This window comes from Tenggerimyces flavus (assembly GCF_016907715.1).
Classification (GTDB): domain Bacteria; phylum Actinomycetota; class Actinomycetes; order Propionibacteriales; family Actinopolymorphaceae; genus Tenggerimyces; species Tenggerimyces flavus.
In genome coordinates this window covers 6553539-6564713 of record NZ_JAFBCM010000001.1, presented here as the reverse complement: position 1 = coordinate 6564713, position 11175 = coordinate 6553539, and the positions used below count along the sequence as shown (strand labels likewise).

10 protein-coding genes and 1 tRNA gene are annotated in these 11175 nt (G+C 70.1%); 4 read left to right on the top strand and 7 right to left on the bottom strand.

Annotated elements, in window-relative coordinates:
- Positions 1-16: 16 nt before the first annotated feature.
- On the top strand, positions 17-1039 hold the full coding sequence (locus tag JOD67_RS30745; protein ID WP_205121190.1) for a LacI family DNA-binding transcriptional regulator: 1023 nt from the start codon (positions 17-19) through the stop codon (positions 1037-1039).
- 279 nt (positions 1040-1318) lie between these two features.
- Here the strand turns inward: JOD67_RS30745 and JOD67_RS30740 are convergent.
- Positions 1319-1392 (bottom strand) — tRNA-Arg (locus JOD67_RS30740).
- Positions 1393-1575: 183 nt separating this feature from the next.
- Here JOD67_RS30740 and JOD67_RS30735 point away from each other — a divergent pair.
- Together JOD67_RS30735 and JOD67_RS30730 are read left to right on the top strand one after the other, a co-directional pair.
- On the top strand, positions 1576-3264 hold the full coding sequence (locus JOD67_RS30735) for a dynamin family protein (RefSeq protein ID WP_307782617.1): 1689 nt from the start codon (positions 1576-1578) through the stop codon (positions 3262-3264).
- Positions 3261-4928, top strand: coding sequence for a GTPase (locus JOD67_RS30730; RefSeq protein ID WP_205121189.1), 1668 nt, complete (start codon positions 3261-3263; stop codon positions 4926-4928). The genes JOD67_RS30735 and JOD67_RS30730 overlap by 4 nt, the downstream gene beginning before the upstream one ends.
- On the opposite strand, the gene JOD67_RS30725 is transcribed toward JOD67_RS30730, so the two are convergent.
- The 5 genes from JOD67_RS30725 to JOD67_RS30705 all read right to left on the bottom strand — a co-directional run bounded on the left by JOD67_RS30725 (position 4925) and on the right by JOD67_RS30705 (position 8787).
- Positions 4925-5836 (bottom strand): hypothetical protein, encoded by a 912-nt coding sequence (locus tag JOD67_RS30725; RefSeq protein ID WP_205121188.1) that lies wholly within the window; start codon positions 5834-5836, stop codon positions 4925-4927. The two genes, JOD67_RS30730 and JOD67_RS30725, sit on opposite strands and share 4 nt — an antisense overlap.
- On the bottom strand, positions 5833-6726 hold the full coding sequence (locus JOD67_RS30720) for an IPT/TIG domain-containing protein (RefSeq protein ID WP_205121187.1): 894 nt from the start codon (positions 6724-6726) through the stop codon (positions 5833-5835). The genes JOD67_RS30725 and JOD67_RS30720 overlap by 4 nt, the downstream gene beginning before the upstream one ends.
- 99 nt (positions 6727-6825) lie before the next feature.
- Positions 6826-7455, bottom strand: a complete 630-nt coding sequence (locus tag JOD67_RS30715; protein ID WP_205121186.1) for a hypothetical protein — start codon at positions 7453-7455, stop codon at positions 6826-6828.
- Position 7456: 1 nt separating this feature from the next.
- The gene (locus JOD67_RS30710) at positions 7457-8032 is read right to left on the bottom strand and encodes an RNA polymerase sigma factor (RefSeq protein ID WP_307782616.1); all 576 of its coding nucleotides are present in this window, start codon (positions 8030-8032) and stop codon (positions 7457-7459) included.
- 59 nt (positions 8033-8091) lie between these two features.
- Positions 8092-8787, bottom strand: coding sequence for a hypothetical protein (locus JOD67_RS30705; RefSeq protein ID WP_205121185.1), 696 nt, complete (start codon positions 8785-8787; stop codon positions 8092-8094).
- 106 nt (positions 8788-8893) lie between these two features.
- Here JOD67_RS30705 and ettA point away from each other — a divergent pair, with 106 nt between their 5' ends.
- Positions 8894-10576 (top strand): energy-dependent translational throttle protein EttA, encoded by a 1683-nt coding sequence (gene ettA, locus JOD67_RS30700; protein WP_205121184.1) that lies wholly within the window; start codon positions 8894-8896, stop codon positions 10574-10576.
- Here the strand turns inward: ettA and JOD67_RS30695 are convergent.
- Complete coding sequence (locus JOD67_RS30695) at positions 10563-11105, bottom strand: dihydrofolate reductase family protein (protein ID WP_205121183.1); 543 nt, start codon at positions 11103-11105, stop codon at positions 10563-10565. The two genes, ettA and JOD67_RS30695, sit on opposite strands and share 14 nt — an antisense overlap.
- Positions 11106-11175: the final 70 nt, after the last annotated feature.

The window sequence follows — 11175 nt, the reverse complement described above, 5'->3', positions numbered from 1 at the left end:
GGATGTCACGCCGTCCATGCGTCCTCGCCGGGTGACGATCGCCGACATCGCCAGACGCGCGAACGTGTCGACGAGTGCGGTTTCGTACGCCCTCAACGACCTGCCCGGCGTCGGATCGCGGACCCGCGACCGGATCCTCGCGGTCGCTGACAGCCTTGGCTGGCGACCGAGCAGCGCCGCACGGACGTTGCACACCGCGCGGACCAACACGATCGGCCTGCTCATGTTGACCGTCGAGCGCCCGCACGGCGAGGGTGCCGACTTCTTCGTCGAGTTCCTCTCCGGTGTGCAGGCGTGCCTGGCCGACCACGACGTCCTGCTGACCCTGCACTCGGTACCGAACCGCGAGATCGCCAACGAAACGTACAAGCGCTGGTGGGCCGAGCACCGAGTCGACGGCGTGATCATGCTCAACCCGCTTCGTCGTGACCCGCGGATCCCGGTGCTCGAGCAACTGGGCATGCCTGCCGTCGTCGTCGGAGACCTCAGCAGCCGCCACGCGATCTCGTCGGTCCACACCGACAACCGCGAGGCCACCGCCCTGGCGATCGGTCGGCTCGTGGACCTAGGGCACCGGCGGATCGCGCGGCTGGGGATCGGACCTGCCTACCTGCACACCGACATCCGGCGCCGGGCGTTCGCCGCGACGATGCGCCGCCACGGGCTGGAGCCCGACCTCTCTGTTCACCTCGAGGACGACGAGCCGCCGGACGCGCCGATCCTGCGCATGCTCCAAACGCCGCAGCCGCCAACCGCGGTCCTGATCGAGGATTCGATGACGGCGGTCAACGCCGTGCTCGGACTGGGAACGGCCGGCATCGACATCCCCGGCCAGCTCTCGGTCATCGGCTGGGACGACTCCTCCCGTTGCCGCCTGGTCCGACCGACCGTGACCGCGCTTCGGCGTGACATAGAGGGTTTGGGCGTGAAAACAGCCGAACTGCTGCTGCGGTCGATCGCGGGCGACCCGATCACCCAGGTCACAGGCGCGACGACCGACCTGGTCGAGCGCGACAGCCTGGCCCCACCCCGTTCTTGACTCGCTGACGAACCGCCAGGCACAACTGCCTGGCGTCTGCCGAGCGAGCGTCGACCACCCACAGTCTTATGCCTGCGTTGACACAAGACGCCGGTCGCCCACCTGCAACCAATTGGCCCCCGCTCCATCTTGGGTTCTCGACTCGCCAACCTTCAGTCTCATAGAGCAGGCCGGCGTGCCGATCTCGCCCATCAGCAAACTGGGCGAGGCACTGCGACCCGGCCTCGGTCGGTCCCTCACCGCGTGTAACAACAAGGCTCTGAGCTGCTGGTTCGCAAGCGCGCCCGGTAGGATTCGAACCTACGACCGCCGGATTAGAAGTCCGATGCTCTATCCAACTGAGCTACGGGCGCTCGGGACCGTTGAGGGGTCGGCGACAAGCGTAGTACGACCCGCGTGACCGGCTCGGGACGTGCGTGCGAACAATCTCCTGGGTGCGACGCGCTACCAGAACCGTGCGGAGAGCGATCGGGCTGGATAGCCTCGCCTGACGGCGTGGGCGTGATGGTGCCCGGCGGAAGGTGACGGAGGCACCGGTGACGGAGAGCGGCGGTCTCTATCAGGCGCTCGTGCGACTGCACGCGTGCCTGGAGAACGCGCGCCTTCCGCTCCAGCTTCCGGACGTCGACGAGGCCCGCAGGCTGCAGCGGGAGATGGCGAGTCAGATCCGCGACTACGCCCTGCCGCGGCTGGCCAGGATCGAGGCCCCGCTGCTCGCGGTCGTCGGCGGATCGACCGGTGCCGGCAAGTCCACGCTGGTCAACACGCTCGTCGGCCGCCGCGTCTCCGAGACCGGCGTCCTCCGACCCACCACCAGGTCGCCCGTCGTCGTCCACAATCCCAAGGACGCCGAGTGGTTCTCCAGCGGCGAGATCCTCCCTGACCTGCCCCGATCCACCGGCGCCGAGGGCGATCCGGGCTCGCTGCGCCTCGTCCCGGAGAAGACCATTCCCCAGGGTCTCGCGATCCTCGACGCCCCCGACATCGACTCCGTCGTCACCGCCAACCGCGACCTCGCCGCCCAGCTGCTCGCTGCCGCGGACCTCTGGCTGTTCGTCACGTCCGCGACGAGGTACGCCGACGCGGTTCCCTGGGGCTTCCTCAAGGCCGCTGCCGAACGGTCCGCCGCCGTCGCCGTCGTGCTCGACCGCGTTCCCGAGCAGGGCAAGGACGACATCCGCAAGCATCTCGCCCAGATGCTCGCCGAGCGCGGCCTCGGCAAGTCGCCGCTGTTCGCCGTTCCCGAGTCCGACACCGACCGCCAGGGCCTCCTGCCGCCGGTCGCCGTCGCGCCGGTCAAGTCCTGGCTCGGCCAGCTGGCCGGTGACGCCGCGGCGCGGGCGCAGGTCGTACGGCAGACGCTCGACGGCGCCGTACGCAGCTTCGCCCAACGCACCCCTACGGTTGCCGACGCCCTCGACGCCCAGCTCGAGGCGGTCAAGCAGCTCCGCGAGGACGCGAGGCAGGGGTACGCCGCGGCTGTCGACGTCGTCGACGACGCCAGCAAGGACGGCTCGATGCTGCGTGGCGAGGTGCTCGCGCGCTGGCAGGAGTTCGTCGGCACCGGCGAGATCATGCGCAGCCTCGAAGCCCAGATCGGACGCATCCGCGACCGCATCGCCGCCGCGATCCGGGGACGCCCCAAGCCGGGGGAGGACCTCACCGAAGCCCTGGGCCACGGCCTCGAAGCCGTCATCCAGGACGCCGCCGACCACGCCGCCGAGCGCGTCGAGGCCGCCTGGCGCGCCAACCCCGCCGGCCGGCCGCTGCTGAGCCAGACGCACAACCTCGCCGCCTCCTCACCGGAGCTCAAGGAACGCGCCGCCGAGGCCGTCCGCGCCTGGCAGGTCTACCTGCTCGACCTCGTCGGCGAGGAGGGCCAGTCCAAGCGCACGACCGCGCGCTTCCTCTCCTTCGGCGTCAACGGGCTCGGCCTCGTGCTGATGATCGTCGTGTTCGCCCACACCGGCGGGCTGTCCGGCGCCGAGGCCGGCATCGCCGGCGGTACGAGCATCCTCGCCCAGCGCATCCTCGAGGCCGTGTTCGGCGACCAGGCCGTACGCGACCTGACCACCAAGGCCCGCGACAACCTGCGCGACCGCGTCCGGCACCTGATGGATCGCGAACGCGGCAGGTACGACGCCGCGCTGGACGGGCTTGGACTCACCGACGAGCTGGGTACTGACCTTCGCGAGGCCGCCAAGCAGGTCGGGGGTGCCCGGTGAGCAAGGTGCTCGAACGTTCCGCCGACACGACCGGTCGCCTCGACGCGCTCGCCGAGGCCGTCGACGCCGCGACCAACCGGCTCGACGCCCAGCTGGTCGACAACGCAAGAGCCGTGATCGACCGCGCCGAGACGCGCATGCGCCTGTCCGCCGACCACACCGTGATCGCGGTCGCCGGCGCGACGGGCAGCGGCAAGTCCTCGCTGTTCAACGCGATCAGCGGCCTCGAGCTCGCCGCCGTCGGCGTACGTCGGCCGACCACCTCGACCGCGCTCGCCTGCGTTTGGGGCGCCGAGGGCGCCGGCCCGCTGCTCGACTGGCTCGGCATCCCCAAGCGCCACCAGCTCAGCCGGTCCAGCGACCTCGACACCGACCTGAGCGAGGACGCCGAGTTGCACGGCCTGGTCCTGCTCGACCTTCCCGACCACGACTCGACCGAGGCCCAGCACCGCGTCGAGGTCGACCGTCTCGTGGAGCTCGTCGACATGCTCGTGTGGGTGGTCGATCCGCAGAAGTACGCGGACCACGTCCTGCACGAGCGCTACCTCCGCAGGCTCGCCACCCACCGCGACGTCGTCGCGCTCGTTCTCAACCGGATCGACCAGCTGACGCCGGCTCAGGCGCGGGCGTGCGTCGCCGACCTGGAGCGCCTGCTGCAGGACGACGGCCTCGGCGGCGTACCGATCCTGCAGACGTCAGCGGCGACCGGGCAGGGTACGGCGGAGTTCCGCTCGATGCTCGCCGAACGCGTGGCTGCCAAGCGCGCCGCGAGCGCCCGGCTGGCCGGCGACGCGATCCAGGTCGCGGACTGGCTGGCCGCCGAGTGCGGCGAGGCCAAGGTGCCCGAGATCGCGAAGGCCGACCGCCGCGCGCTCGTCACGGCGTTCGCCGACGCGGCCGGCGTGCCGATCGTCGTGGACGCGGTCGCTCGTTCGTACCGGATGCGCGCCAAGCAGGCGACCGGCTGGCCGCTGACGAAGTGGCTGGTCAAGGTACGTCCCGACCCGTTGCGCCGGCTGCACCTGCGGGTCACCCGCGGGCTGCGCGAACGCTCCGTCGAGGACCCCACACCCAAGCAGATCGTCACCCGGTCCTCGCTGCCGCAGCCGACGCCGGTCCAGCGGGCCCGCGTCGACACGGCCGTACGCAGGGTGATCGACTCCGCGACCACGGGACTGACCCCGCCGTGGGTCGCCGCCGTCCGAAGGGCTGCCCGCGAACGCGAGTCCGGGCTGTCCGACGCGCTCGACCAGGCCGTCGTCGGGACCGACCTCGGCGTGGCGCGGGCCGCCCGGTGGTGGACGGTCGTACGGATCCTGCAGTGGATCGTGTTCGTGGTGGCCGTGGTCGGTGGGCTGTGGCTGGGCGCCCTGTTCGGCGCCGAGTTCCTGCGGGTGCCGTTCCTGCCCGAGCCGCCGGCGTGGAACGGCATCCCCGTCCCGACGCTGGGTCTGGTCGGCGGCGTCGTGGTCGGCTTGCTGATCGCGCTGATCAGCCGGCTGCTCGCCGGCGTTGGCTCGCAGCGCCGCGCCAGGGTGGCGGATCGGCGGATGCGCGAGTCGATCGCCGAGGTGGCCGACCGGCAGGTGTTCACGCCGGTCGAGGAGGAGCTCTCGGCGTACCGCACCTGCCGCGACGCGCTCGCCGCCGTCCGCCAGCGCTAGGAACGGGTGAACTCGAGCCGCAGCGAGTCGGTGTCACGCAGAACGACCACGATGCCATCGGCCTTGGACCATGCGGCGGGCAGCAGGAAGTACTTGCCGCCGGACGCCTGGAGCAGCCGCAGCCCCTCGTACCGATAGCCGTACGCCGAGTCGTCCTGGCGGAAGCGCGTGACGGCGACGCCGGGCGCGGCGATCTGCAGGTCCTTCGCGCTGTAGACGACCACGCCGGTGCGTTGGTCGAGGGTGGCGACGACCTGCGCGGCGAGGCCGCGGCCGACGACGCCGGCGAACAGCCACAGCTCCCAGAACAGCGCGACCGCGACGACCGTGCCCGCCAGCAGCTTGACCGTCGGCCCATGCCAGCGCGCGAGCGTCCTGGGCACGCCCTCTTCGCCGGTCGCGACCGCCAACCGGCGCCGTACGGCGACCGCGTACCCGGTGAGTACGACGCCCGCCGCGAACGTCAGCGGCGCGATCAGCTCGCCCCAGCCGGGCCACCCGGCCCAGGCCAGCAATCCCAACAGGGGAAGGGCGAACCAGGACAGCCGCAGGATGGCGAACACCTGACGCAGCCAGGGGGAGTCCGGCCGCACCTGGATCGTCCTGACCACGCGTTCGTGCGCGAGCAGCCAGCCGAGGCCGAGCACGGCCAGGATGATCATCGGCGCGTAGAGCGTGTCGACGCTGCGGAGGACGTAGTCCTGCGTCGACATGCCGAGCACGCTCTCGTCGATGCCGAGCTCGCGCGCCTGGACGTAGCTGCGCGCCCAGCCGAAGTAGACGAGCAGCGCGGTCGCGAGCGTCAACGGAGGACCGAACGCGCCGAGAAGGCTGACCGCGTTCTTCAGCACGCTGGTTTCATCGGGTGCGGGCTCGGGGCGCTCCGGCGCCGGCCGTTCCGCGCTCACGGCGCACCCGACCCGTCGTCGAGATAGGTGAACGTCTGGTCCTCGGGGCTGGTCTGCTCGCCGGCGGGGGAGCGCACCGTGATCCGGACCGCGCCGGCTTCGTCCGCGGCGGGCGAGGTCGCGCGCACCCGGAGGTTGCCGTCGCTGTCGCCGAGTTCGCCCTGAACGTCACCGAACCACACCTCGGTCACGCCGTAGAGGTTCTCGCCGCGGAGGATGACCTCGGTCCCACCGCCCAGCGGGCCTTGCGCCTCGGAGTCGGACTCCTCGTCGGCGTTCGGGTCGTCGACCCGGCTGATGCCCCACTCGCAGGCGGTCCCCTCGCCGGCCGAACCGATGCTGGGCGGCTGGTCCTGGTCGGCCTCCGCCAGGCGCTCGGCGAGCTCCAGGGCCGCCTGGTCGAAGCAGCCGAGCTCGTTCCCGCCGAGGTCGTCGGCCGCGGATCGCAGCTCCTCGCGAGCTTCTGGCCACAGGTCGGCCTGGCCGTTCCGCGTCGCCTGGCAAGCCTTGGCGAGCGCGACGTAGAGCGGTCCGAGCGCCAGGGTCCTCTCGCCTTGCTCCAAGCGGGTCGCCAGGCCTTCGCAGTCACCGGACTCGAGCTGCGCGTACCAGCCGTACGGCGGCGGCGAGTCCGGCCCGGAGGGCCCGAACGGCACCCATGCGATCTCCCGATCGCCGCCGTTCTCCTCCTCGCCACCCGAGGCCGTGGCCTCGGGGTTCTCCGGGCTTTCGGGGTCCTCGCTGGCGTCGGCGGGCGAGCTCGACTCCTCACCCGGAACCGAGCTGGAGGGTGGCGGTGTCTCTGCCCCTCCGGCGTTCCCACACCCCGTCAGCGCGGCCAGCAGCACGATCCCACCCGCCACGCGCAGAAGACCTTTCAGCAACCGCACGGCTTCCCCCCTCGCGTCGGTTGCCTCGAGCATGCGCCCGAACGACGCGAGGGGGTATAGGTAGTTCTACGTATCCGGCCGACTCCGCCCCGTCGCCGCCTACCGTGCCGGGACGACTGAGGGCAATGGATGCCGCGTAAAGTCGACGAACTCGCAGGGGCTGATGATCGGGCCCTTGGCCACGTCGACGTAGTTCGTCGTCGCTACCGCGAGTCGGTCGGGGTGGGCTTGCGGCGGGAGTGTTCCGAGGTTGTGGCGGATCACCAGCGTCTCGTCGCCAGCGAGCCGGTCGCGGTCGATCGTGAGCTCGACGAGCGCGCCGTCGGACTCGGTCCACTCGTACTTGGCGTTCGCGGCCAGCTCGGACGCGTACGGCGACGTCGACGCCGTGTAGTCGAGGCCCTCGCACCGCTTTCCGGGCGGTTCGGCGACGAGGTAGGCGTGGACGCCGTGCTCCTCCAGGCGCTTCTCCAGGCCTTCGAGGTCGGCGTTGATCTCCTCGTACAGCTTGACCTTGATCACGCCGTTGCCCTCGTCGGTGACGGCCCAGGCCTTTGGGGCGGCGACCTTGCCGAACGGTGCTCCGGCGACAGCGCCCACGGTGAGCAGCGCCGCGGCTCCGGCGACGGCCGCGACCCGAGGCACCCAGTTCGGCCGCCGGTACGGCGCAGGCTGGTTCGCCACCATGGTCTCGAGCTCTTCCAGCAATGCGTTCTTGAACCGAGTCATCTCAGGCCTCCGTCAGGGTCGGGCTTGTCGCCGAAAAGGGTGGTAGGCGGTCGCGGAGCGCCTTGCGGGCGCGATGCAGCCGCACTCGGGCGCTGACCGGCGTGATGCGGAGGGCGCGAGCCGCCTCGGTCACGGTGAGGCCGTCCAGCGCGACGAGCTCGAGGACAGCACGTTCGCCGTCCGGGAGATCGCCCATCGCCTGGTACAGGCTCCGTGCCTGGGCCTCGACGTCGATGCGTTCTTCCAACTCCAGCAGGTCATCGTCGTCGAGCGGCCGCTGTCCCGCGATCCGTCCGACCGCCCGCCGCTCGTGGAACCGGCGGCGGTGCTCGGTCGCGACGACGTTGCGCGCGATCCCGTACAGCCAGGCCAGTTCACCCGCGGCTCCGGGCCGGTAGGACGAGGAAGCCTTGATCACCGCGACGAAGACGTCCGCGGTGAGGTCGGCCGCCAGGTATGGATCGTCCACGCGGCGGGCGATGAAGCGCTGCACGGCCTCGTAGTGGCTGAGGTAGAACGAGCGCATCACCGCCCGGTCGTGGGCGATCCGTCTGACGTCGTGCGGTGGACCCGTCACATGCCCTCCCAGGCTTCCAGCCGATCTTCGCCTGTTTATTGCCTGAAGGGGCGGATCCGTTACGCCGGAGGGCTGGGGAAGCGTGGCTCGTCGTACTGGAACGCCTTCAACGTCCGTCGCTGCAGGAGGAACAGCAGGATCCACACGAGCACGAACGCCGCGATGCCACCCGCGATCAACCAGCCAGTGTGGGCGTGCACGACCTGCAGGATCACCACTGCCATCGCCGCTGCCAGCGCGGAGTTCACGGTGGCGACGATGGTCGGGGTGTTGATCAGGAAGTACAGCCAGAACGAGGAGCGGTTCGGCCGATGCACCATGTACGACTTGAACACGCCCCGCTCGTCGTCGTGAATGCCCGTGGTCAGGTAGCGCTTCAGGCCCGGCTCGAGGTCGACGTACGCGTGGCGCAGGCGGTTCATCGCCAACATCAGCTGGAACTCCTCGATGTTGACGTCGACCAGCCGGACGTACGCCGCGACACCGAGCAGGAACACCACCGGCAGCAACACCAGCGCGGCGATCGTCGTCGGCGTACCGAACTCCGTCGCGTCGGCGAGGAACGCCAGCGCGATCATCGAGGCGGACAGCACGGTCAGGAAGACGCTGACCCGGCTCTGCGCCTCGTTCCAGATCAACCCCCGCGCCGCGAGCAGGCTCCAATGCTCGGTCGCCAGGAGCGACGGCGCGGCAGTCCCGAGCTCCTCCTCCGCCGGCTCACTGGCCTGGTCCGACTCGCGGTCGGTGCTTTCCATCGTGGGTCTCCTCGAAGGCGATTGGGCTGCTCGGGCCTCGGTGAGGCAGGATAGAGAGTGTCGGAACCTCTCGACCCAATCAAAATCTTCCCGGGTGGAATCAACTGTGGCTGAACTGATCTTCACGATGCGCTCCGTGCGCAAGTCGATGGGCGACAAGGTCGTCCTCGACAACGTCAACCTGTCGTTCCTGCCCGGCGCCAAGATCGGCGTCGTCGGGCCGAACGGGACTGGCAAGTCGACGCTGCTCAAGATCATGGCCGGTATCGAACATCCATCGAACGGTGACGCCACGCTGGCGCCCGACGCGACCGTCGGCATGCTCGCCCAGGAGCCCGCCCTCGACGAGACCAAGACCGTCCTCGAGAACGTCGAGGAGGGCGTCGCCGAGACCAAGCGGGCGCTCGACCGGTTCAACGAGATCTCCAACGAGCTCTCCGACCCCGACGCCGACTACGACAAGCTGCTCGCCGAGATGGGCGACCTGCAGACCGACCTCGACCACCGCGACGCCTGGGACCTCGACGCCCGCCTCGACATGGCGATGGACGCGCTGCGCTGCCCGCCGCCCGAGGCCGAGGTCACGACGCTGTCCGGTGGTGAGCGCCGCCGGGTCGCGCTCTGCAAGCTGCTGCTCTCGGCGCCGGATCTGCTGCTGCTCGACGAGCCCACCAACCACCTGGACGCCGAGAGCGTGCAGTGGCTCGAGCAGCACCTCGCGGGGTACGCGGGCACCGTTCTGGCCGTGACCCACGACCGGTACTTCCTTGACAACGTCGCCCAGTGGATCCTCGAGCTCGACCGCGGCAAGGCGATCGGGTACGAGGGCAACTACTCGACGTACCTCGAGACCAAGCGCCAGCGGCTCACCGTCGAGGGCCGCAAGGACGCCAAGCGCCGCCGCATCCTCGAGCAGGAGCTGGAGTGGGTGCGGTCGAACCCGAAGGCCCGCCAGGCGAAGAGCAAGGCGCGTCTGGCTCGCTACGAGGAGCTCGCGACCGAGGCGGAGCGCGCGAAGAAGATCGACTTCGAGGAGATCCAGATCCCGCCGGGTCCGCGACTCGGCAACGTGGTCCTCGACGTCAACAAGCTGTCGAAGGGCTTCGGCGACCGCCTGCTCATCGACAACCTGTCGTTCTCGCTCCCGCGCGCCGGCATCGTCGGCGTCATCGGTCCGAACGGCGTCGGCAAAACCACGCTGTTCCGGATGATCGTGGGGGAGGAGAAGCCGGACAGCGGCGAGCTCAAGCTCGGCGAGACCGTGACGCAGTCGTACGTCGACCAGTCCCGCGGCAACATCCCGCCGGAGAAGAACGTCTGGGAGGTCGTCTCCGACGGGCTGGACTGGATCCGGGTCGCCTCGTTCGAGATGCCTTCCCGGGCGTACGTCGCCTCGTTCGGCTTCAAGGGTCCGGACCAGCAGAAGCGGGCGGGCATCCTGTCCGGCGGCGAGCGCAACCGGCTCAACCTCGCGCTGACCCTCAAGCAGGGCGGCAACCTGCTGCTGCTCGACGAGCCGACGAACGACCTGGACGTGGAAACCCTGCAGTCGTTGGAGAACGCGCTGCTGGAGTTCCCGGGTTGTGCTGTGGTGACGTCCCACGACCGGTGGTTCCTGGACCGCGTCGCGACGCACATCCTCGCCTGGGAAGGCGATGGGGACAACCCGGCGAACTGGTTCTGGTTCGAGGGCAACTTCGCCGATTACGAGGCGAACAAGGTCGAGCGCCTCGGCGCGGACGCGGCGCGCCCGCACCGGGTCACGTACCGCCGCCTCACTCGGGACTAGCCACCTTGTAGTGCAGGAGCAGCGAGCCGCCGGGCGTACGGTCCGAGGCTCGCAGCTCCAGCTTCTTGAGCGCGTCGTCGTCGAACAGCCGCCGGCCGCTGCCCGCGACCGTCGAGGCGACGACCAGGCGCAGCTCGTCGACGAGGCTCGCCCTGAGCAGCGCCTGGCTGAGCTTGATGCTCCCGTGGATGCCGATGTCGCCGCCGTCCTGCCGCTTGAGGTCGGCGACGTACGCCTCGGCGGGGGAATCGACGAACGTCGAGTTCGGCCAGTCCTGGTCCGGCTTCGACGAGGTGAAGACGTGCTTGGTCGTGCCGTTGATGAACGGCGCGAACGGCGCGAGCTCCGACGTCGGCCAGTAGCCGGCCCAGTAGTCGTACGTCCCGCGCCCGAGCAGGATCGCGTCCTGGCTCTCGATCACCTGACCGAGGTTGTCGAAGATCTCCGAGCCGCCGTCGGACATCCAGTCCCCGGGCTCCTCGGCCACACCGTCGAGGGAGAGCAGCTGATACAGGACGACATTCCGCATGCGGGCGAGACTACCGGCGGCCATCACGGGGCGTTGAGGGCAGCTGACGGATGGGCCGGCCTTTTGGATG

What these genes read in the sequence shown, in the direction of transcription:
- JOD67_RS30705 (WP_205121185.1), bottom strand. Translation starts at nt 8,787, where the DNA reads ATGGAAAGCACCGACCGCGAGTCGGACCAGGCCAGTGAGCCGGCGGAG.
- JOD67_RS30745 (WP_205121190.1), top strand. Translation starts at nt 17, where the DNA reads ATGCGTCCTCGCCGGGTGACGATCGCCGACATCGCCAGACGCGCGAAC.
- JOD67_RS30695 (WP_205121183.1), bottom strand. Translation starts at nt 11,105, where the DNA reads ATGCGGAATGTCGTCCTGTATCAGCTGCTCTCCCTCGACGGTGTGGCC.
- JOD67_RS30715 (WP_205121186.1), bottom strand. Translation starts at nt 7,455, where the DNA reads ATGACTCGGTTCAAGAACGCATTGCTGGAAGAGCTCGAGACCATGGTG.